Raw genomic sequence first — 20,632 nt, 5'->3', positions numbered from 1 at the left:
GTGGGCGGTTCGTGCCTGCTAAGGTCACTTCCCGGAGTTGATCAAGAGCAGAGGGTAGGCCGCACCCAGGAAGCCGCGGCCCGTGCGGGGAGGCACGACATGCCAGACGGAACGAACAGCGGGCTGCAGGGCGTCCAAAACCAGATCATCTCGACGGCCCCGACCGCGCCGCCGCCCGGATCCGGGTTGATCCCGGGGGCTAACGCGGCCGCGCCGCCGCCTCCGCCGAATTTCGGAGCCCTCGGGTCAGGCCAGGCAAAAGCGGACTTTGCGGCGGCTGCGTCCAACGGCGGCTGGGAATTCAACCCGGAGGCGATGGACAAGGTGATCCGGCAACTCGAGGACAGCTTGGACAACGAGTACTCGAGGGCCCGGACCATCGCGATTCAGTTCGCACAGCTCGGCAGTCCGGGTTCGGACACCGTCACGACGGAATACTCGAAGGCAGCGGACCGCGCCACCATCGCGTACAACGAATTTCTCCGCGGAACGGTCGATTACCTGGATTCTTATGTCCAAACCCTGAAAGATATCCGAACCGCGTACGTAAAGCAGGACCATGCTGCGATCGACGCCCTGCGCGGAACCCGAAAGGTCGACTGAATGCGAATTCGTAGCGTCTGCCAACTCGTACTCGCCAGCGCGGGTGCGACACTGCTGACGGCTTGCGGAGGGGGCTCGACCGGAGGGCAACCGACATCAGCGCCGCCAAGCTCGCAGTCGTCGGAGGCCATGCTGGCTCCGAAGGTCGCCGTGCCGCTGACCAACACCGCCCCATACGAGGCGGACCCCTGCTCGGCTCTCCCGACGTCCGAGGTAGAAAAGGCGGGCGGCAAGGTCAAAAGCAGTTCGGTCGCCCAATCGATCGTCGGCAAATCCTGTCAGTGGACGTTCGACGGAAGCGGCGGCAACGTGAGCGCCGGTTTCTTCTCAGGCAACAAGCGTGGCCTCAACAGCCTCTACCTGGAGAACCAAGCAGGCAGGCTGACCACTTTCAAGCCGCACGCGCCGGTACTGGGCTACCCGTCGGTCGTCTACAGCAAGGGCGACGAGGGGACCGGATCGTGTGCGCTGGCGGTCGGGGTGCGCGACGACCTCACCTACACCGTCAACACTCAGCTGCGGTCGGGAAGCCCCGCGGTCGCCGACCCGTGCGGGATGGCGGAGAAGCTGGCCGCGGCCGAGATCACTCGGCTGAAGGCAGGGTGACATGGCGCTGAACGGGCATGACATCTACAACCAGATCCACAGCCCGGGCGACACGACCGGCCTGGACGCGATGGGCGGCGGCTGCGGCGATCTCAAATCCATCCACAACGAGGTAGCCGCCAAGCTCACCGAAAGCCAGGCGGCGCTCAATTCCTTCTGGAAGGGGCAGGCCGCCGAGACCGGCAAGGCCGGGCTTGCCCCGTTGATCGCCACTTCCCATCTCGCCGCGGAAAAGATGGACTCGATGCAGAAGTCCATCGCGGAACAGTCGGCGGCGTTCAACTATGTGAAGAACGCTGTTGTTCCCGTCGCGACAAGCAGGCCTGACGATCAGAAGCTCACGGACTACGTTTCGCTCGGAGCGAGCGACGACGAGATCGCCGCCGCGGAGTTCGACGACAAGACCAAGAAGAACGTCGAAGCGTACGGCCAGTACCAGCTGAGCACCGATCCTCGAACCCAGACGATGCCGATGGACTATCCGGCCGCGCACGATCCGAATGTGTCCGCGGGCGGCATCACCCCGGATCAGCCGCCGCCTGGGACTAGCGGGCGGGTGGGCTCGAGTACTGGCCACCATTCGTCCGGCGGCAGTTCCTCGCACAACTACGGCGGCGGCCCGTCGCATGGCTACAGCAGTGGGCCGAGCACCTACTCCGCTCCTCCCGGTGCGGCTGGCATGCAGGTGCCTCCGCCGCCCGGTCACGGCGGGGCTGTCGCTCCGCCGCAGAACGATCACACCAGTGCGGCTTGGGCTAATCCCACGCCGCCTCCTCCGCCGCAGACTTGGCAGTCGCCGTCCGCTCTTCCTGGCGGTGGGAACACCGGGAACGGCGGGGTGAACGGTGCGTTCGGGCCGGTCGGCGGGCTCGGTGGTTTCGGGCCCACGAGCGGCGGCGGGTTCGGCCCAGGCGGGTCCGGATCCGGTTCCGGTGGTGCGGGAAGCCCGGGCGGTGCCGGGCCGCGAGGCGTCGGCGGGGGTACCGGTGCGGGAGCGCTCGGCGAGAGCGCGGGTCGCCCCGCTATGGGTGGCGGCGCTGGCTCGGCTGGAGCGAAGGGTCAGCCGGGAATGGGCGGCATGGGTGGCGGCGGCAAGGGCGGCAAAGGCCCCGAGGACGAAGAGCACCAGCGCAAAATCCTGCTCGCCGAAGAGGACCCGGACTCGATTTTCGGGGGTTATGACGGCAATCGGCCTACGCCGCCGGTGATCGGGGCTTAGCGGAATGGCTAGGGGGAGGGAAAGTCGGTGCTGCGCAAGCCCGTTGAGCTGAGCCTGCAGACCTTCGAAGTACTGCTGGAGCGGCTGAATCTCGGCGACATCCACCCGACTCTGGTCCGCGGAGCACTCTGGTACTCGCCGGACGAGCGGCGGCAGCTGGCTGCCGACACTGATCGCGAATTGCACAATGTCGGTCTGATGCAACGTGGACGTCTTAGCGACGACTTCGTCGAGACGATGCATTTGCTGCAGCGGCCGGGTATCGAGTACTACTCGTGGGTCAAATCGGAGCGCGGCGAGCGGACAGTACGCGCGGCGGCGAGTGGCCGGGACGCGGCGACTGTTGTTGCGGTGAACCAGAAGCTGTACATCGCGCCGTGTTCGGCGGATACGTTGGTTCGCGAGTTCATCGCGTTGCTGCCGGAGACTCCGGCGGCGCGAGTGCTCTCGCTCAACTGTTCCGACGAGGACCTGAACCTGGTCAAAAGCGGTAGCCAACCGTCTGGACGGACGAGTCCGAGTATTCGGGACGCCAAGCAGGTACTGCAATGGCTTGATAAGCCGCATACCTACTTCGGCCGGTTGGCGTAACGAGAATCCGCCAGGGTGGGCGGATATGGAGGAGGGGCGGATCCTGTTCGGAGTGGACAAATCCGGATGGATCAGCTTGACCGGCGCTGGGCCGCAGGAGATGGCGAAGAAGGTGCAGCAGCTCGAGAACGAGCTGCGAAAGTGAAAAGGCCGCCCGGAGAATCTCCGGGCGGCCTCGGCAAAACTCAAGCGTTCGGATTCAACACCCGAGCCAAGAACGCCTTGGTCCGTTCATGCTTCGGATCACCGATAACCTCATCCGGAGCACCGGACTCGACGACAACCCCGCCGTCCATGAAGAAGACCTTGTCGGCTACCTCGCGGGCGAACTGCATTTCGTGGGTTACCACGACCATCGTCATGCCGTCCTTGGCCAGTTGGCGCATGACGCCCAGGACGTCACCCACCAGCTCTGGGTCCAATGCGGACGTCGGCTCGTCGAAGAGCATCAGCTTCGGTTGCATGGCCAGCGCCCGCGCGATGGCGACGCGTTGCTGCTGGCCACCGGAAAGCTGACCGGGGTAGGCACGTGCCTTGTCGGCCAGGCCGACTCGGTCCAGCAGTTCCAGCGCGCGTTCCCGGACCTGCGCCTTCGGCTCCCGGCGAACCTGGACCGGGGCCTCCATGACGTTTTCCAGCGCCGTCATGTGCGGGAACAGGTTGAACCGCTGGAAAACCATGCCGATGTTCTTGCGCTGAGCCGCGATTTCCTTGTCCCGCAGCTCATGCAGCCTGCCGCCGCGTTCGCGGTAGCCGACCAGCACACCATCGACATACAGCCGACCCGCGTCGATTTTCTCCAGGTGATTGATACAGCGCAGCAAAGTGGACTTGCCGGAACCGGACGGGCCGATCAGGCAGAGCACCTCTCGGTCGTGCACTTCCAGGTCGATGCCCTTGAGCACGTCCAGGGAGCCGAAGCTCTTGCACACCTTTTGCGCGGAAACAACGGGAGTCACTGCACGCCACCTCCGGAGCCGCTGCCGCCGCTGCCGAAGCGGAAGCCCAGCATTCGCGCTCCCCACTTGTTCTTCTGCGCGGTCGCCCGTGAAGTGCCGCGGGCGAAGTACCGCTCGATGTAATACTGCACGACCGTCAGCACCGACGTCATGAACAGATACCACGTCGCCGCGACGATCAGCAGCGGAACTGTCTTGTAGTTCTGCGAATAAATCGTCTGCGCCGACACGAACAGCTCGAAGTATCCGATGACGACCACCAGCGACGTGGTCTTCAACATCGAGATGGTCTCGTTGCCGGTGGGCGGGATGATCACCCGCATCGCCTGCGGCAGGATGATCCGGCGCAGGGTCTTGCCCCGGCTCATGCCCAGCGCGGACGACGCTTCCAGCTGACCGCTGTCTACCGACTGGAGCCCGCCGCGGACGATTTCCGCCATGTACGCCGCCTCGTTGAGGCCGAGGCCCAGCAACGAGGCGACGAACTGGTTGATCAGCGTGTTCGTGTCCCAGCTGATGAAGGTCGGCCCGAACGGAATGCCGAGACCGATCTTCGGATACGCCAGCGCCAGGAAGTTCCAGATCACCAGCTGAGCGATCAACGGCGTGCCGCGGAACAGCCAGATGTAGATCGACGCCGCGCCCGACATCAGCAGGTTCGGCGACAGTCGCATCACCGCGAGCAGCACGCCGCCGACAATGCCGATGAGCATCGAGAGCACCGTGAGCAGCAACGTGTTCCGCAGGCCGTTGAGAATCCGGTTGTCGAAGAGATACTGGCCGACGACCGGCCACTGCAACGCGGAATTCGTGACGACGCTGCGGATCACGACGAACGCGACGAACACGATGATCACGCCGGCGATCCAGCGTCCGTAATGCCGGACCGGGATCGCCTTGATCGGGGTGGTGTCGGCCTCCTGCCAGGAATCGGCGGGACCGGGGGGAGTGGACACGAGTAACTAAGTCCTCAGTTTCGTCAGGAAGCGGACGGGTTGATCTCCGACTTGGTGATGGCACCGGAACCCGACAAGCCCCACTTGTCCAGGATCTTCTTGTAGATTCCGGTGTCGATCAGCTTCTGGACGGCACCCTGGATCGCCTTGCCGAACTCGCCGCTGCCCTTCGGCAGCACGATCCCGTACGGCGCGGTGTCGTACGGCGCGCCGGAGGACTCGAGCTGACCGCCGGTCTGCTTAACCGCGTAGTCGATCACCGGCGAGTCTGCCAGCTCGGCCTGCACGCGCTTCGCGGTCAGCGCCAGGTTCACGTCGGTCTGCGCTTGGAACTGGGTGATGTTGATGGCCTGCTTGCCCGCCTTGGTGCACGCGGTGTTGCGCTTGCCGAGGTCGTCGACCTGCGTGGTGCCCTTCTGCACGGCCACATTCTTACCGCACAGGTCGTCCACCGACAGTTTGTCCGGATTGCCCTTGAGCACCGCCAGCGAGGTGCCCGCGCTGTAGTACGAGATCATGTCGACGGTCTGCATCCGCTCGGCGTTGATCGTGAACGACGAGATGCCCATTTCGTACTTCTTCGCCGAAATACCGGGAATGATGCCGTCGAACGCCGAGTTCTGGAACTCCGTCTGCACGCCGAGCACCTGGCCGACCGCGGTGGCGACGTCGACGTCGAAGCCGGTCGCCTTGCCGTTCTCGACGAATTCGTTCGGCGGGTAGGTCTGGTCCTGCCCGATCACGATCTTGCCGTCGGCTTTGATCTCGGCGGGCACGAGCCCGGCCAGCGCCGCGTCCTTCTGCGCGGTCGGCGCACTGTCGGCACCGCCGGGAGCCTGGCTGGCTCCCGCATCGCCGCCGGCACCGTTTCCGCCCGCACCGCACGCCATCGTCATGCCGACGAGCGCGAAGGCGGGGAGAAGGGCGAGTGCCTTCATTTGCTGTCCTCGGGCCACTTCGTCACTCCTCGTAGTTCTCAAGGGCTGAGAGCTGGCATATTGCCACTCGTAAGCGGGTATGCACAGCACTGCTGCGTCACGGGGAAGTTTCGCACAGGACTTGCCGGGAAGACGGGTGTCGCGGCCGCTCGACGCGGTAAGTCAGGATGTCCTCCATGAACAGCAACCCCGGTCCCCGGCTGCCTCCAGCCGGACGACGTGCGCGAACGGTGAAAGGCCGCCGCGCGGCCCGGCCCGGCGCGCAGTTCGACGGATACCTCGCCCCGGAGCGGCCGCACGCCGGCGCGTACGACGAGATGTTCGCGCCCGACGGCATGGTCCGCGGCCCTTACCGAGCGCTCTACGGTTCGATCGCCGCGCTCGACGCCGGCGATCTCACCAACCGCTCGCAGGCGCTCGACCGCGCGATGGTGGACCAGGGGATCACGTTCTCGCTGTCGGGTCAGGAGCGGCCGTTTCCGCTCGACCTCGTGCCCCGCGTCATCCAGGCGACCGAATGGTCCCGGCTCGAACGCGGCGTGACACAGCGTGTCCGCGCGCTGGAGGCGTTCCTCGCCGACGTCTACGGCGACCGGCAGATCCTCCGCGACGGCGTGCTGCCGCGCCGGCTGATCACCTCGTGCGAGCACTTCCACCGCGAGGCGTACGGGATCAAACCGCCCAACGGGGTGCGAATCCATGTGTCCGGAGTGGACCTCGTCCGCGACGAAGAGGGCACCTTTCGTGTCCTGGAGGACAATCTCCGCAACCCGTCCGGCGTGTCCTACGTGATGGAGAACCGGCGCACGATGGCGCGCGTGTTCCCGGACCTGTTCGCGCGACACCGGGTCCGTCCGGTCGGTGACTACGCGTCACACCTGCTTCGCGCACTGCGAGCGGCGGCCGCGCCGAACGTCGCGGATCCGATGGTCGTCGTGCTCACCCCGGGCGTCTACAACTCGGCTTACTTCGAGCATTCGCTGCTGGCCCGGCTGATGGGCGTGGAGCTGGTCGAGGGTCGCGACATGTTCTGCCGCGACAACGTGGTCTACCTGCGCACCACCGAAGGCGAGCGCCAGGTCGACGTGATCTACCGGCGGATCGACGACGATTTCCTCGATCCGGTGCACCACCGGCCGGACTCGGTGCTCGGCGTCGCCGGCGTCCTCAACGCCGCCCGCGCGGGCAACGTGGTGGTGGCGAACGCGGTCGGCAACGGCGTGGGCGACGACAAGCTCGTCTACACCTACGTGCCGGAAATGGTGCGGTACTACCTGAACGAGAAGCCGATTCTGCCCAATGTGGACACTTTCCGCTGCTGGCTGCCCGACGAGTTCGACTACGTCATGCAGCACGCCGACGAATTGGTGATCAAACCGGTGGAGGGTTCCGGCGGGTACGGCATCGTTTTCGGGCCGGACGCGTCCAAAAAGGAACTGGACGCGTTGCGCCGCAAGGTCCGCGCGAACCGGCGCGGCTGGATCGCACAGCCAGTGGTGCAGCTGTCCACGGTTCCGTCCAAGGTGGACGATCGGCTCGCGCCGCGGCATGTCGACCTGCGGCCGTTCGCGGTCAACGACGGCAAAGAAATCTTCGTGCTGCCCGGCGGCCTCACCCGGGTCGCACTGCCCGAGGGCAGCCTCGTGGTGAACTCGTCCCAAGGCGGCGGATCGAAGGACACCTGGGTGCTCGCTTCGCGATCCTCGACGTCGGAGCAGGAATTGGACCGTCCCGCACTCGGTGATGTGTCCGTTGTGGACGGTGTCGCCGCGGAGCAGGGTCCGGAGCTTTCCACGTCGCAGCAGCAACAACAGCAACAGCAGAGCTGAGGGAGGGAATCATGATGCTGGCCCGCAACGCGGAGTCGCTGTACTGGATCGGCCGTTACGTCGAACGCGCCGACGACACCTCCCGCATCCTGAACGTCTCGGTGCATCAGCTGCTGGAAGACGCGAGCGTGGACCCGGACCATGTCAGCCGTCAGCTGCTCGCCGTGCTCGGCATCCCGTTCGACGCCGGCGACGCGCTCGACGTATGGAAGCTGACCGAGCTGGTCGCCTACGCGAAGGACAATCCGTCGTCCATCGTCGGCTCGATCAACTCCGCGCGGGAGAACACTCGCGGCGCGCGCGAGGTCGTCTCGACTGAGCTGTGGGAATGCCTGAACGCGACCTGGAACGCGGTGCCGGACCGGCAACGTTACGCCCGCCGTGCGGGACCGCACTCCTTTCTGTCCTTTGTGGAGGAACGGGCGGCGATGTTCGCCGGGCTCGCCGATTCCACGATGAGCCGCGACGACGGCTGGCTTTTCCTGGTGCTCGGCCGGTCGGTCGAACGCGCGGACATGGTGGTGCGGCTGCTGCTTTCGCGGGTTTCGGATCGGGCGTCGTCGCCGGGATGGATGACGGTGCTTCGCTCGGCGGGCGCACAGGACACGTATCTGCGCACCAACCGTGGCGCGCTTGATGCCGCACGCGTGGTGCAATTCCTGCTCAGGGACACCTTGTTCCCGCGTTCGGTCTTCCACGCCTTGCGCCAGGCGGAGGATTGCCTGCGTCAGCTGGATCCGGGAATCAACGCGCGGGGCAACGAAAAGTCCGAGGCCGTCCGGCTGCTCGGCCGTGCCCGCAGCGAGCTGGAATTCCTCCACCCGGCGGCACTGCTGGACGACCTGCCGCGACGGCTGCGCGGGCTGCAGGAAGCGATCAAGGAAATCGGGGAAGCGGTGTCCATGCAGTACTTCCACACGTCGCCGTGGGTGGCGTGGAGCGGTGCGGAGGTGTCCCTGTGACCTGGCAATTGCGGGTGACGCACCGGACCGGCTACCGGTACGCGACGCCGGCCACCCAGTCGTACAACGAAGCCCGGCTCACCCCGCGTTCGGACCGGCGGCAGACCACTTTGGCCACTCGCATCGAAACCTCCCCTGCCACGCGGGCCTATCGCTACACCGATTACTGGGGCACCGACGTCACGTCGTTCGACTTGCACGCGCCGCACACCGAGTTCACCGTCCTCGCGACGTCCGTGGTGGAGACCGCGGACGAAGCGGAGCCAGTGCGCTCGGCGACGTGGAAGGACTTGCAGAGCGAGACCGTCCGCGACCAGCGCACGGAGTATCTGACGCCGACGCCGTACACTCCGAATGATCAGGAACTGTCTAAACAGGCCCGTGCGCTGCGCAAGGGATTGGACCCGGCGGACGCGGTGCTCTCGATCTGCGGCTGGGTGAACGAGCAGTTGAAATACCAGCCCGGAACCACTGGCGTACACAGCACGGCGACCGATTCGTGGCGGGCGCGAGAGGGCGTGTGTCAGGACTTCGCGCACGTCACGCTGGTGATGCTGCGGGCGATCGGCATTCCGGCGCGGTATTGCTCGGGGTATCTGCACACGAAGCCGGAGGCCAAGCTCGGCGAGAAGGTGGAGGGCGAAAGCCATGCCTGGGTCGACGTGTGGACCGGCGGCTGGTGGGCGCACGACCCGACGAACGCGATCCCGGTCGGGCCGCGGCACGTGTGGGTCGCAACCGGCCGGGATTACGCGGATGTGGCTCCGCTGAAGGGGATCTTCACCGGGGCCAGTCAGTCCACTTTGGATGTTTCGGTCGAACTGACCAGGATGGCTTAGTCACGCGGTCTGCCGGCGACGGGAAACCGTCAACAGCCACAACAGATACCCGCCGCCCAGCGCCGCCGCGACCACGCCCACCGGAAGCAGCGAAGCGTCCAGAACCCGCTGCCCCACGAAGTCCGCCGCCAGCACCAGCACCGCGCCCATCGCCGCGGACGCGACCAGGTTCGGTCCCGGGCGTCGGGTCAGGCGGCGAGCAAGTTGTGGTGCGGCAAGGGCGACGAACGGGATCGGACCGGCCGCGGCGGTCGCGGAAGCGGCGAGCGCGACAGCCGCCAGCAGCACCACCGCACGCACGCGCGGCAGCGCGACGCCGACCGCGACAGCCGCGTCATCGCCCATTTCCAGCATTCGCAACGCGGGCTGGTGCACGAAGATGAACGGCGAAAGCACCAGGACAGCCAGGCACAACGGGATGAAGTAGTTCCAGTCGCGGCCCGCGAGGTCACCGGTCAGCCAGCCCACGGCCTGTGCCGCGGCCTCGAGTTTCGCTTGCACCAGCAGATAACCGTTCACCCCAGCCAGCACGGCGCTGACCGCGATGCCCAGCAGCACCAGCCGTGAGCTGAGCAAACCGTGCGGGGCGCAGAGCGCGGTGACCACCAATGCCGTGAGCAGGCCACCCACGACCGCACCGACGGAGACCAGCCCGGGGCCAGCGCCGAACAGCAGGATCATCATGATCCCGCCAGTCGCCGAGCCGGTGGTGAAGCCGATGATGTCGGGACTGCCGAGCGGATTCCGCGTCACCGTCTGGAAAACCGAACCCGCCAGCGCTAGCGCGATGCCGACGAAGATCGCCACCAACGCGCGCGGCAGACGGCCGGTGACCACTAGGTACTGCGCCTTCGTACCGGATCCGGCGAGCGTGCGCAGGACTTCCATCGGCGTCATCTCGTAATCGCCGGTGCCCACGGCGAGCACCAGAAGCACCGCCGCCACCAGGGTCAGCAGTCCGACGACCACCCACGTCCTCATCGCCGCACCGCCTTCAGCCGCCGCGCCACGATCACGAAGGCGACGCCGCCGATCACGTCTGTCATCACGCCCACCTGGATTTCGCCGTTACCGCCGAGCAGCCGGCCGAGCACGTCGCAGCCGAGCAGCAACACCGGACCGAGCAGCGCGGACAACGGCAGCACCCACCGTTCGTCCTGGCCGACCAGCGCGCGTACGACGTGCGGGATCATCAGCCCGACAAAAGCAATCGGTCCGCACGCCGCGGTCGCTGTCGCCGACAGCAAGCCGACCGCGACCATGCCGACCGCGCGGGTCAAGGCCGGGTTCGCGCCGAGGCCGCGCGCGCTGTCGTCGCCGAGCGCGACGGCGTTGAGCGGCCGGGCGAGTACTCCCGCGATCACCAAGGCGGCCAGGAAAAACGGCAGCAACCCGGCGAGGCTGTCGAGGTTCCGGTTCACCAGCGAGCCGACGAGCCAGTACCGCATCTGGTCGAGGCTGCGCGTGTTGATCATCTGCATGCCCTGGTTGATCCCGACGAACACGGCCTGCACCGCGACGCCCGCGAGCACCAGCCGCAGCGGGCTCACCGAGCCGCCGATGACCGTGACCAGGACCGTTCCGGCCAGCGCGCCGAAGAAAGCGAACCACACCAGCTGCTCCGGCGAAGACACCGAGAACACCGCGCCGCCCAGGACGATCGCGACCGCCGCGCCGTGGTTGATGCCGAGCAGGCCGGGATCGGCGACCGGGTTGCGGGTGATCGCCTGCAGCAACGCGCCAGCCAGCCCGAGACCGACGCCAACCGCCAGCCCGAGCAGCGTCCGCGGCAATCGGTCGTCGCGGATCACAACGTCTTCGAAGGTGCCGCTGTAGGAGAACAACGCGTGCCAGACGCTGCCGAGCGGCAACCGGTTGGAGCCGAAGGCGATGGACAGCACCACCACCGCGACGAGTGCGACGAGCGCCGCGACCAGGACTGTCGCGCGGACGCCCCAGCGCCGTGATGTGACGCGCTCCCCAAGCAGGACCATGGCATTCACCCTAAGGCAAGGCTAACCTCAGGCTGTACCTCACCCGATCCTCCGGAGTTCCGATGACCTTCTCACCGGCGCGGCTGTCCCGTCGCGGCTTTCTCGCGGGCACCGCCGCCGCGGGCACCCTCGGCCTGCTGAGCGCCTGCGGGTACAAAGACGACCAGCCGGCGGCGGGCGGCGGCGACACCTGGTCCTTCACCGACGACCGCGGCCGCAAGCTCAGCGGCGAGCGTCCACAACGGATCGTCGCACAGGTGACCGCCGCGGCCGCGTTGTGGGACTTCGGCGTGAAATCGGTGGGCATCTTCGGCCCGTCGAAGCTCCCGGACGGCAAGACCGACCCGCAGGCGGGCGGCGTCGACCTGAAGTCGGTGACCTCGCTCGGCAACGTCTGGAACGAGTTCAACTTCGACAAGTTCGTCTCGTTGAACCCGCAGCTGCTGGTCAGCGTGATCTACCTGAAGCAGCAGATGTGGTACGTGCCGGACACGATGGCGGACAAGGTCGACAAGGCCGCGCCGAGTGTCGGCATTGGACTGCAGGACATCGCGATGCCGCAGGGGATCGCGAAGTTCGAGGCGCTGGCGAAGGCGCTCGGCGCGAACGTCGCGACGCCGGAAATCCAGCAGGCGAAGGAGAAGTACGAGGAGGCGGACGCCAAGTTCGCCGAGGCGGTCAAGAAGACGGCCGGGCTCAAGGTGCTGCTGCTGTCGGCGCAGAAGGACACGACGTACGTGGCCAACCCGGCGAAGTTCGCGACCTCGAAGCACTACCAGGAGAAGGGGATGCAGTTCGTCCTGCCGGAGAAGCCCGACGAAAGCCAGGGCGGCTACTACGAGCAGGTGAGCTGGGAGAACGTCGGCAAGTACGCGGCCGACGTGATCATGTACGACTCGCGCGGCGGTTCGCTCTCGCTCGGCCCGGACGGGCTCGGCGGCGTCCCGACCTGGCAGCAGCTGCCCGCGGTGAAGGCCGGCAAGCTGATCCCGTGGAACAACGAGACACCGTTCTCGTACCAGCGGTTCGCGCCGGAGCAGACCCGCATCGCCAACGCCTTGGCCAAACTCTCGTGAGTGCCTACGCCGGTTCTAACCGGCGTAGGCACTCACGAGGGAACGTCAGCTGCGGGCGTGCGCGTCCAGCAGGTGCGCCACCGCTTCGGTGACCTGCTGGGCGTAGTCCAGGTTCAGCCACTCGTCGGGCACGTGGATGTTCGAATCCGCCCCGCACGCGCCGGTGACCAGGAACTGCGCCTCCGGGTACTTCTCGCCGAGCAGGCCCATGAACGGGATCGACCCGCCCATGCCCGCCGCGCGGTGCGGACGGCCGAACACCTCGTCGTCGACCCGGCGCAGCGCGTCGGTCAGCCACGCGGCTTCCTCCGGCGCGTTCCAGCCGTTCTCCGCCTGCTGGTCCTCGGCGATGGTGACCTTCGCGCCGTACGGAACATCCGTGGTCAGCACCCGCTTGATCGCCGCCAGCGCGTCGTCCGCGACCGCGGTGGGCGGCAGGCGGAAGCTCAGCGTGAGCGTGGTGCTCTGCCGCAGCACGTTGCCCGCTTCGGCGGGCAGCGGAAGCCCCTCGCCGCCGATGATCGACAGCGTCGGCCGCCAGTAGTTGTTCAGCAGCAGCTCAAGCGCGTCCTCGGACACCGTCTTTCCGCCGCTCACCAACGGGAACGCGGTGCGCAGCGCTTCCGGAGCCACCTCCGCGACCGCCTCGATCTCGGCGCGACGGCTGGCCGGCACCTCGACGTTCAGCTCGGACAGCTTGATCTCGCCGGTTTCCGCGTTCTCGATGCGCTCCAGCAGCTGCCGCAGCACGCGGAACGAACTCGCGACGACACCGCTGGCCAGGCCGGAGTGCTGCGCGGTGGCGAGCAGCTGGACGTTGACCGTCAGGTGCACCATGCCGCGCAGGCTGGTGGTGAGCCACAGCCGCTCGTAGTCCATGCCGCCCGCGTCGAGACAGACGACGAGGCTGACTTCGCCGAGCCGTGCGCTCAGGTGTTCAAGGTAAGCGGGCAGGTCGGGGCTGCCGGATTCCTCGCCGGTTTCCAGCAGCAGCGCGATGCGCGCGTGCTCGCCGCCGGCCGCGTGCACTGCTTCCAGCGCGGCACTGGCCGCGTACCCGGAGTAGCCGTCGTCCACCGAACCGCGGCCGTACAAGCGACCGTCGCGGATGACCGGCGTCCACGGGTCGAGGCCCTCGGACCAGCCGCCGACCGGAGGCTGCTTGTCGAGGTGGCCATACATCAGGACAGTGCCCTTGTTCGTCGCGCCCGGGGTGGCCGGTACGTCGACGAACAGCAGCGGAGAACGGCCTTCCAGCTCGATGACCTCGATCCGCGCGCCCGGCAGATCGCGCCCTTCGAGGTAGGCCTTGACGTGCTGGACGGCGGCGGCGAGATGCCCGGTCGACGCCCAGTCCGCGTCGAACGCCGGGGACAGCGCGGGGATCGCGACCAGACCGGACAGGCTCGGCGTGACGTCGTTGATCCACGTCGAGACCACGGATTCGCGTACGGATTTTTGTTCCACAGCGCCATCTTGCCACGGTGACCGACGTCACCGGCACGAGTGAACGTCTCGGCTGCTCAGTCCGGTCAGGCCCGCCGCCGTCGCCCGCGAGGGCAGGTAGGACGCGGGATGGCCGACCGACCATCGCCTCTCCCATACTCGGGCGTCCAAACGTTTTCCCTGTTCAGCGAGGTTTTCTCAGCAACAAATCAGCAACTGTCGCTCTCCATCGGAGCAATTCTCGTGCCAGGATGTGGCCACGAACCGTCAACGCCGACGGTGACCGGGGTGCCTCGGACCCGAGGCGCCGGTCCCCGCCGGTGCAGTCGCTGTGGCCGCCACAAGCGGCCGTCAGAGGCGCCGACACCGAGGAGAACAGCTCATGCCGTCCGAACAGTGGACGCACCCGGAACCTGGAGACGGGCCAGCCGCCGTAGCGGCCCAGCCTTCCCCTGAACAGGTGATCGCCGGTTTGCGAGCGACAAGCGAAGGTGGCGCTGAGCTGACTCAGCTGCTCACCCCCGAGGGCCAGCGGGTCCCGTCCGAGCGGTTCGACCGCTACGTCGAGGACGTCGACGACGAAACGCTGAAGAACCTCTACCGCGACATGGTGCTGGTGCGCCGCGCGGACCGCGAGGCCAACGCGATGCAGCGCCAGGGACAGCTGGGCATCTGGGTGCCGCTGCTCGGCCAGGAAGCCGCGCAGGTCGGGTCCGGTCGCGCGCTGCAGCCGCGGGACATGGCTTTCCCGAGCTACCGCGAGCACGGCGTCGCCTACACCCGCGGCGTCGACATGCGCGACCTGATCGGGATTTTCCGGTGCACCGACCACAGCGGCTGGGACTACTGGGCACACGGGTTCCACCCGTACACCATCGTCATCGGCAACCAGGTGCTCAACGCGGCTGGTTACGCGATGGGCCAGAAGTTCGAGGGCAGGGTTGGAAACACAGACGGCGACGGTTCTCCATCAAGCACTGACGAGGCCACCATCTGTTACTTCGGTGACGGCGCGACTTCGCAGGGCGACGTGCACGAAGGTTTCGTCTGGGCCGCGGTGTACGACGCGCCGCTGGTCTTCTTCTGCCAGAACAACCAGTGGGCGATTTCCGAGCCGACCGAACGCCAGTCGCGGCTGCCGCTCTACCAGCGCGCCCGCGGCTACGGCTTCCCCGGCATCCGCGTGGACGGCAACGACGTTCTCGCCTGCCTCGCCGTCACCCGGTGGGCGCTGGAGGAATGCCGGCACGGCAACGGCCCGGTGCTGATCGAGGCGTTCACCTACCGGATGGACGCGCACACCACGACCGACGACCCCACCCGCTACCGGCTCTCCGACGAGCTGGAGGAGTGGAAGCTCAAGGACCCGATCGAGCGCGTGCGCGCGTTCCTGGCTCGGAACGGGCACGCCGACCAGGCGTTCTTCGACAGCGTCCAGGCCGAGGCGGACAAGTTCGCCGCCGAACTGCGCGACTACACGTTCAACATGCCCGAGCCGCCGCCGGAGCGGGTGTTTTCCCAGGTGTACGCAGAACCTTCGCCGGTGCTGGAAGCGCAGCGCGAGGAGTATCTGTCCTATCTCGACGGTTTCGCCGCGGCAGGTGAGCACTGATGACTGATCTGCAGAAGCTCACCATCGGCAAGGCGCTCAACCTCGGTCTCCGTCGCGCGATGGAAGAGGACCCGAAGGTCCTGATCATGGGGGAGGACGTCGGCAAGCTCGGCGGCGTCTTCCGGATCACCGACGGACTGCAGAAGGACTTCGGCGAGCAGCGCGTGCTGGACACGCCGCTCGCCGAATCGGGCATTATCGGCACCGCGGTCGGCCTCGCCGTGCGCGGATTCCGGCCGGTGTGCGAGATCCAGTTCGAAGGCTTCATCTTCCCCGGCTTCGACCAGATCTCCTCGCAGCTGGCGAAACTGCACTACCGCACGCAGGGCAAGGTCAAAATGCCCGTCGTGATCCGGGTGCCGTTCGGCGGCGGGATCGGCGCGGTGGAGCACCACTCGGAATCGCCGGAATCGCTGTTCTCGCACATCGCCGGCCTCAAGGTAGTGTCGATTTCGAACGCCGTGGACGCCTACTGGGGCATCCAGGAGGCGATCCGCTCGGACGACCCGATCCTCTTCTTCGAGCCCAAGAAGCTCTACCACTCGGGCGCGCTGAAGATGGAGGTCGACACCTCGACGGCACCGTCGCGAGTCTTCGCGTCGCAGGTGGTGCGAGAGGGCACGTCCGCCACGGTGGTCGCGTACGGCCCGTCAGTGAAGGTGGCGCTCGAAGCCGCCACGGCCGCCGAGTCCGAGGGCAAATCGCTGGAGGTCATCGACCTGCGCACGCTTTCGCCGCTCGACCTCGGGCCGGTCTTCGAGTCGGTGCGCAAGACCGGACGGCTCATCGCGGTCAGCGAAGCGCCGTCGGAATCCTCGCTGACGTCGGAAATCGCCGCCCGCGTTCAGCAGGAATGCTTCTACTCCCTTGAGTCCCCCGTCCTGCGCGTGACCGGATTCGACACGCCGTACCCGCCTGCGAAGCTCGAGGAGCACTACCTCCCCGACCTCGACCGGGTACTGCACGCTGTCGACCGTTCGCTCGCCTGGTAAGGGGGTTCCTTCAGAAATGCCCGAGTACAAACAATTCCCCCTGTCGGACACGGCGGAGGGGCTCACCGAGGCCGACATCCTCGCCTGGCGCGTCAAGCCGGGCGACACGGTCACGGTCAACCAGATCGTGGTCGAGGTCGAGACCGCTAAGGCGGCGGTCGAGCTGCCGATCCCGTGGGCCGGGGTGGTCACCGAGCTGCACGTGGAGCCGGGACAGACGGTGGAGGTCGGGACGACGATCCTGACCATGGACGTGGATCCCGACGGGAAAGCCGCGCCCGCTCCCGCCGCTGCCGCGGAGTCCGCTCCGGCCGCTCCGGCCGAGGAGGAGATGAAGCCGCTGGTCGGCTACGGCTCCAAGGCGGCCGGGACTACCCGGCGGGCGCGCAAGGGCGCCACCACGGCTCCTGCTCCCGCCGCGGCTCCGGCACCCGCTCCCGTCGCGGCCGCACCCGCGCCGGTGGCGGAAACCCCGCGCGGCGGTTACGTCCCGCTGGCCAAACCGCCGGTCCGCAAGCTGGCCAAGGACCTCGGTGTCGACCTGCACTCGCTCACCGGCAGCGCGGACGGCGGCGTGATCACCCGCGACGACGTCCACCGTGCCGCGAACGGCTCCGCCGCACCCGCAGTGTCCACAGTGTCCACTGTGGACACCGGTTACGACCCGGCCACCCGCGAGCGGCGCGTGCCGATCAAGGGTGTCCGCAAGGCGACCGCGGCCGCGATGGTGCAGAGCGCGTACACCGCTCCGCACGTCACGGAGTTCCTCACCATCGACGTCACGCCGATGATGGAACTGCGCGAGAAGCTCAAGAAGTCGCGTGAATTCAGCGGCGTCAAGCTCACTCCGCTCGCGTTCGCGGCGAAGGCCGTGTGCCTCGCGGCGAAGCGCACGCCGGACGTCAACGCAGTGTGGGACGAGGCCGCGCAGGAGATCGTCTACAAGGACTACGTACACCTCGGCATCGCGGCGGCGACCCCGCGCGGTCTCGTGGTGCCGAAGATCCGGGACGCGGATTCCTTGTCGCTCAAGGAACTCGCGGTCGCGCTCACCGAGCTGACCGACGTCGCGCGCGAGGGCAAGACCACGCCGGCGGCGATGCTGGGCGGGACGTTCACGATCACCAACGTCGGCGTGTTCGGCGTCGACACCGGCACGCCCATCATCAACCCGGGCGAGTCGGCGATCCTGGCGGTCGGGGCGATCCGCGACACCGCGTGGGTGGTCGACGGCGAGATCAAGGTGCGCAAGGTGATGCAGCTGTCGCTGAGCTTCGACCACCGGGTGGTCGACGGGCAGCAGGGGTCGGAGTTCCTCGCCGACGTCGGCGCGCTGCTCGCCGATCCGGCGGTCGCGATCACGTACTGAGCCGAAGGGGCCGTGGGAGCGCGGCCCCTTCGCTTTGTCGAGTTGACGGAGTGAGCGCTCACTCCGTAACGTGGCGAGCATGGAAACGAGGAAAAGAGCACCGGGGATGGCCCCGGACGACCGGCGGCGGATGATCGTCCGCGCGGTGCTCCCGCTGGTCGTCGAGCACGGCCGCGGGGTCACGACCGCGCAGATCGCCCGCGCCGCCGGGATCGGCGAGGGCACCATCTTCCGGGTCTTCAAGGACAAGGACGAACTGTTCGACGCGTGTGTGGAAGCCGCGCTCGATCCGGCGGAGGCGTTGGAGATGATCGGGGAGATCCCACCCGAGCTGCCGCTGGAGAAGCGGCTGGCGGAGGCCGCCGAAGCGATGAACGCGCATCTGCAGCGAATGAGCGCGGTGATGGCCGCGACCATGAAGGGGCGTCCGCGCGCGGCGGCGGAAGAGGCGCGCAACCGCAAGTCAGTGACTGGGGACAGCCGGCGCGAGTCGCTCGAGGCGATGCAGCGCGCGGTACGGGAACTGTTCGTTCCGGACGCCGCCCGGCTGCGGCTGCCGGTGGACAAGGCCGCTTCGCTGTTCCTGGCACTGCTGTTCACGCAATCCCGCCCGATGCCGGGTTCCCCGACCACCAACGAGGTCATCGACGTCTTCCTGCACGGTTCGGTGCTGGCGTGATCCCCGGCGGTGGGGGCGGGATCGAGATGGCCCTCGGCCGCCGCGGTCGCCGCCGGATGGCGCAATCCGTGCCGGACAGCGGCCTCACCGGACCGGTCGACATCCCGGAACCAGAACAGCCGGAACAGGCGAAAGGCCTGCGCGCCCGGCTGTCACGCATGCGGACTTCGGTGGCAGGCACCGTCCGAGGCCTGCCGAAAGTCGCGAAGCTGACCTGGCAGGCCAGTCCGACGCTGACGATCATGCTCGCGGTGATCACGCTGGCGTCCGGCCTGTTGCCGACGGTCACCGCGTATCTCGCGAAAATCCTGCTGGACTCGGTGGTCGCGGCGATCCAGCATCGCGGGTCGACGGCGGACATCGTGCGCATCACGCTGCTGCAGTTCGGAGTGCTGGCGGCGACCGCGATCAGCAGCGCGCTCACCACGATCGCGCAATCCCTGCTGCAGGAACGGATGACGCTCACCATCCGGCACCAGGTCATGCAGCACGCGAGCGACCTGCACCTGTCGTACTTCGAGGGTTCGACGTCGTACGACATGCTGCGCCAGGCCGCGCAGGAAGCGCCGACGCGGCCGTTGTCGATGATGACCTCGGCGCTCGGCCTGATCCGGACGCTGATCACCTTCGCCAGCATGATCGCGCTGCTGGTGTCGATCAGTCCGCTGCTCGCGCTGGTCGCTTTGCTGGCCCCGATTCCGGCGTTCATCTCGCAGTCGAAGTACGGCTCGCGGGCGTTCTGGCTCACCTTCATGATGTCGCCGATCAAACGGCGGATGGACTATCTGTCCTCTTTGGTCACTACGGACACGTATGCCAAGGAGACCAAGCTGTTCGGCCTCGGCCCGTACTTCGTGGACCGGTTCCGGAAGCTCGGTGTGGTGGCCTACGAACGACAGCGAAAGCTGACAGTGAAACGGAATTTCAGCTCGACGTCATGGGGATTGCTGAGCACGCTGGTCGGCTCGGGGATCGCGTTGTACATCGCGCTGGAAGCGGTGGGCGGGCGGCTGACGCTGGGCGACCTGGCGCTGTACACCGCCGCCGCGACGTCCGTGCAAAGCTCGGTGACCGGGTTGTTCACCGCGTTTTCCGGGATGTACGAGAACAATCTCTACCTGGACACGCTGTACAAATTCCTCGACACCAAACCGGAAATCACCGCGCCCGCGAAGCCGCGGCCGCTTCCGTCCACTGTGGATGGACACATCCAGTTCGAGTCGGTGAGCTTCAGTTATCCCGGCGCGGACGAACCGGCGCTGCACGGGGTGAGTTTCGAGATCCGTCCCGGCGAAACCGTCGCCGTGGTCGGCCGCAACGGCGCGGGCAAGTCGACTTTGTTCAAACTGCTGTGCCGGCTGTACGACCCGACCGCGGGCCGGATCCTGCTGGACGGCGTGGACATCCGCGAGTACGACCCGGTTCAGCTGCGCACCAAGATCAGCGCGATGTTCCAGGATTACGTGACCTACCAAGGCACCGCGGCGGAGAACATCGGCCTCGGCGACCTGAACCGGCTCACCGATCGCGAGCACATCGAGGAGTCCGCCCGCCGCGCCGGAGCCGACGAGCGCATCGCCCGGCTGCCGACGGGGTACGACAGCCCGCTCGGCCGGTGGTTCGACCAGGGCGTGTCGCTGTCCGGCGGGGAATGGCAGAAAATCGCGCTGGCCAGAGCCTTCCAGCGCGAGGCTCCGATCCTGATCCTGGACGAGCCGACCTCGGCTTTGGACGCCCAAGCCGAGCACGACCTGTTCGACCGGCTGGACACGTTGTCGCACGGGCGGACGACACTCTACATCTCGCATCGCTTCTCGACGGTCCGCCAGGCCGAGCGCATTCTGCTGCTGGACCACGGCAAGGTCGCGGAGTACGGAACGCACGACGCGCTGATGGCGGCCGACGCCGGGTACGCGGAATTGTTCACGCTGCAAGCGGAGGCGTACTTGAAGTGATTATCTT

Annotated in this window: 19 protein-coding genes; 13 read left to right on the top strand and 6 right to left on the bottom strand. The window is 67.1% G+C overall.

The features are described 5' to 3' along the window. Window positions 1–99: 99 nt before the first annotated feature. Genes ACZ7OI_RS03540 through ACZ7OI_RS03525 form a run of 4 tightly spaced genes read left to right on the top strand, consistent with a single transcriptional unit; the run spans window position 100 to window position 3,019 of the window. Window positions 100–603 carry a hypothetical protein gene (locus tag ACZ7OI_RS03540; protein ID WP_470262623.1) on the top strand — a complete coding sequence of 168 codons (504 nt, stop codon included), beginning with the start codon at window positions 100–102 and terminating at the stop codon, window positions 601–603. Then, a complete protein-coding gene (locus ACZ7OI_RS03535) occupies window positions 604–1,209 on the top strand; it encodes a DUF3558 domain-containing protein (RefSeq protein WP_470262622.1) in 606 nt (201 codons plus the stop codon). A gap of 1 nt (window position 1,210) precedes the next feature. Then, entirely contained in the window at window positions 1,211–2,428 is a 1,218-nt protein-coding gene (locus tag ACZ7OI_RS03530; RefSeq protein ID WP_470262621.1) for a hypothetical protein, read from the top strand. Window positions 2,429–2,455: 27 nt separating this feature from the next. Next, the gene (locus tag ACZ7OI_RS03525) at window positions 2,456–3,019 is read left to right on the top strand and encodes an ESX secretion-associated protein EspG (protein WP_470262620.1); all 564 of its coding nucleotides are present in this window, start codon (window positions 2,456–2,458) and stop codon (window positions 3,017–3,019) included. Window positions 3,020–3,204: 185 nt separating this feature from the next. On the opposite strand, the gene ACZ7OI_RS03520 is transcribed toward ACZ7OI_RS03525, so the two are convergent. Genes ACZ7OI_RS03520 through ACZ7OI_RS03510 form a run of 3 tightly spaced genes read right to left on the bottom strand, consistent with a single transcriptional unit; the run spans window position 3,205 to window position 5,872 of the window. Further along, window positions 3,205–3,978, bottom strand: coding sequence for an amino acid ABC transporter ATP-binding protein (locus ACZ7OI_RS03520; RefSeq protein WP_470262619.1), 774 nt, complete (start codon window positions 3,976–3,978; stop codon window positions 3,205–3,207). Beyond that, window positions 3,975–4,934 carry an amino acid ABC transporter permease gene (locus ACZ7OI_RS03515; protein ID WP_470262618.1) on the bottom strand — a complete coding sequence of 320 codons (960 nt, stop codon included), beginning with the start codon at window positions 4,932–4,934 and terminating at the stop codon, window positions 3,975–3,977. Before ACZ7OI_RS03515 ends, ACZ7OI_RS03520 begins: the two co-directional genes overlap by 4 nt. Window positions 4,935–4,957: 23 nt before the next feature. After that, window positions 4,958–5,872, bottom strand: coding sequence for an ABC transporter substrate-binding protein (locus ACZ7OI_RS03510; RefSeq protein WP_470262617.1), 915 nt, complete (start codon window positions 5,870–5,872; stop codon window positions 4,958–4,960). A 167-nt stretch (window positions 5,873–6,039) separates the two neighbouring features. On the opposite strand from ACZ7OI_RS03510, the gene ACZ7OI_RS03505 reads away from it, so the two are divergent. The 3 genes from ACZ7OI_RS03505 to ACZ7OI_RS03495 are packed head-to-tail and all read left to right on the top strand — an operon-like array spanning window position 6,040 to window position 9,502. Continuing rightward, window positions 6,040–7,701 carry a circularly permuted type 2 ATP-grasp protein gene (locus ACZ7OI_RS03505; RefSeq protein ID WP_470262616.1) on the top strand — a complete coding sequence of 554 codons (1,662 nt, stop codon included), beginning with the start codon at window positions 6,040–6,042 and terminating at the stop codon, window positions 7,699–7,701. A 14-nt stretch (window positions 7,702–7,715) separates the two neighbouring features. After that, window positions 7,716–8,663 carry an alpha-E domain-containing protein gene (locus ACZ7OI_RS03500; RefSeq protein WP_470263434.1) on the top strand — a complete coding sequence of 316 codons (948 nt, stop codon included), beginning with the start codon at window positions 7,716–7,718 and terminating at the stop codon, window positions 8,661–8,663. Continuing rightward, window positions 8,660–9,502 (top strand): transglutaminase family protein, encoded by an 843-nt coding sequence (locus ACZ7OI_RS03495; RefSeq protein WP_470262615.1) that lies wholly within the window; start codon window positions 8,660–8,662, stop codon window positions 9,500–9,502. Before ACZ7OI_RS03500 ends, ACZ7OI_RS03495 begins: the two co-directional genes overlap by 4 nt. Here the strand turns inward: ACZ7OI_RS03495 and ACZ7OI_RS03490 are convergent, their stop codons facing one another. Both ACZ7OI_RS03490 and ACZ7OI_RS03485 read right to left on the bottom strand, forming a co-directional pair. Next, window positions 9,503–10,483 carry a FecCD family ABC transporter permease gene (locus ACZ7OI_RS03490; RefSeq protein ID WP_470262614.1) on the bottom strand — a complete coding sequence of 327 codons (981 nt, stop codon included), beginning with the start codon at window positions 10,481–10,483 and terminating at the stop codon, window positions 9,503–9,505. Then, complete coding sequence (locus ACZ7OI_RS03485) at window positions 10,480–11,496, bottom strand: FecCD family ABC transporter permease (RefSeq protein WP_470262613.1); 1,017 nt, start codon at window positions 11,494–11,496, stop codon at window positions 10,480–10,482. Before ACZ7OI_RS03485 ends, ACZ7OI_RS03490 begins: the two co-directional genes overlap by 4 nt. Before the next feature lie 62 nt (window positions 11,497–11,558). Between ACZ7OI_RS03485 and ACZ7OI_RS03480 the strand changes: the two genes are divergently transcribed. Beyond that, window positions 11,559–12,572: an ABC transporter substrate-binding protein gene (locus tag ACZ7OI_RS03480; RefSeq protein ID WP_470262612.1), complete on the top strand. Its 1,014-nt coding sequence runs from the start codon at window positions 11,559–11,561 to the stop codon at window positions 12,570–12,572. A gap of 45 nt (window positions 12,573–12,617) precedes the next feature. Here ACZ7OI_RS03480 and ACZ7OI_RS03475 read toward each other — a convergent pair whose 3' ends face one another. Beyond that, window positions 12,618–14,039, bottom strand: a complete 1,422-nt coding sequence (locus ACZ7OI_RS03475) for a M20/M25/M40 family metallo-hydrolase (RefSeq protein WP_470262611.1) — start codon at window positions 14,037–14,039, stop codon at window positions 12,618–12,620. Window positions 14,040–14,400: 361 nt separating this feature from the next. On the opposite strand from ACZ7OI_RS03475, the gene pdhA reads away from it, so the two are divergent. From pdhA to ACZ7OI_RS03450, 5 genes are all read left to right on the top strand, one after another. Beyond that, entirely contained in the window at window positions 14,401–15,630 is a 1,230-nt protein-coding gene (gene pdhA, locus ACZ7OI_RS03470) for a pyruvate dehydrogenase (acetyl-transferring) E1 component subunit alpha (protein WP_470262610.1), read from the top strand. Further along, window positions 15,630–16,622 (top strand): alpha-ketoacid dehydrogenase subunit beta, encoded by a 993-nt coding sequence (locus tag ACZ7OI_RS03465; RefSeq protein WP_470228550.1) that lies wholly within the window; start codon window positions 15,630–15,632, stop codon window positions 16,620–16,622. The genes pdhA and ACZ7OI_RS03465 overlap by 1 nt, the downstream gene beginning before the upstream one ends. 16 nt (window positions 16,623–16,638) lie before the next feature. Beyond that, window positions 16,639–17,991, top strand: a complete 1,353-nt coding sequence (locus ACZ7OI_RS03460) for a dihydrolipoamide acetyltransferase family protein (protein WP_470262609.1) — start codon at window positions 16,639–16,641, stop codon at window positions 17,989–17,991. Window positions 17,992–18,097: 106 nt separating this feature from the next. Continuing rightward, window positions 18,098–18,670, top strand: a complete 573-nt coding sequence (locus ACZ7OI_RS03455) for a TetR/AcrR family transcriptional regulator (protein WP_470263433.1) — start codon at window positions 18,098–18,100, stop codon at window positions 18,668–18,670. Window positions 18,671–18,690: 20 nt separating this feature from the next. Further along, window positions 18,691–20,625 carry an ABC transporter ATP-binding protein gene (locus tag ACZ7OI_RS03450; RefSeq protein ID WP_470263432.1) on the top strand — a complete coding sequence of 645 codons (1,935 nt, stop codon included), beginning with the start codon at window positions 18,691–18,693 and terminating at the stop codon, window positions 20,623–20,625. Window positions 20,626–20,632 lie beyond the last annotated feature (7 nt).

This window comes from Amycolatopsis sp. NPDC114503, from assembly GCF_055633655.1.
The sequence above is the reverse complement of the archived record's forward strand: the minus strand, read 5'-3'. Positions and strand labels throughout refer to the sequence as shown.

Excerpts from the sequence above, each read along its gene's own strand:
- ACZ7OI_RS03500 (WP_470263434.1), top strand. The coding sequence starts at position 7,716 with ATGCTGGCCCGCAACGCGGAGTCGCTGTACTGGATCGGCCGTTACGTC.
- ACZ7OI_RS03465 (WP_470228550.1), top strand. The coding sequence starts at position 15,630 with ATGACTGATCTGCAGAAGCTCACCATCGGCAAGGCGCTCAACCTCGGT.
- ACZ7OI_RS03510 (WP_470262617.1), bottom strand. The coding sequence starts at position 5,872 with ATGAAGGCACTCGCCCTTCTCCCCGCCTTCGCGCTCGTCGGCATGACG.
- pdhA (WP_470262610.1), top strand. The coding sequence starts at position 14,401 with ATGCCGTCCGAACAGTGGACGCACCCGGAACCTGGAGACGGGCCAGCC.
- ACZ7OI_RS03460 (WP_470262609.1), top strand. The coding sequence starts at position 16,639 with ATGCCCGAGTACAAACAATTCCCCCTGTCGGACACGGCGGAGGGGCTC.
- ACZ7OI_RS03480 (WP_470262612.1), top strand. The coding sequence starts at position 11,559 with ATGACCTTCTCACCGGCGCGGCTGTCCCGTCGCGGCTTTCTCGCGGGC.
- ACZ7OI_RS03540 (WP_470262623.1), top strand. The coding sequence starts at position 100 with ATGCCAGACGGAACGAACAGCGGGCTGCAGGGCGTCCAAAACCAGATC.
- ACZ7OI_RS03535 (WP_470262622.1), top strand. The coding sequence starts at position 604 with ATGCGAATTCGTAGCGTCTGCCAACTCGTACTCGCCAGCGCGGGTGCG.
- ACZ7OI_RS03485 (WP_470262613.1), bottom strand. The coding sequence starts at position 11,496 with ATGGTCCTGCTTGGGGAGCGCGTCACATCACGGCGCTGGGGCGTCCGC.
- ACZ7OI_RS03505 (WP_470262616.1), top strand. The coding sequence starts at position 6,040 with ATGTCCTCCATGAACAGCAACCCCGGTCCCCGGCTGCCTCCAGCCGGA.
- ACZ7OI_RS03490 (WP_470262614.1), bottom strand. The coding sequence starts at position 10,483 with ATGAGGACGTGGGTGGTCGTCGGACTGCTGACCCTGGTGGCGGCGGTG.
- ACZ7OI_RS03455 (WP_470263433.1), top strand. The coding sequence starts at position 18,098 with ATGGCCCCGGACGACCGGCGGCGGATGATCGTCCGCGCGGTGCTCCCG.
- ACZ7OI_RS03530 (WP_470262621.1), top strand. The coding sequence starts at position 1,211 with ATGGCGCTGAACGGGCATGACATCTACAACCAGATCCACAGCCCGGGC.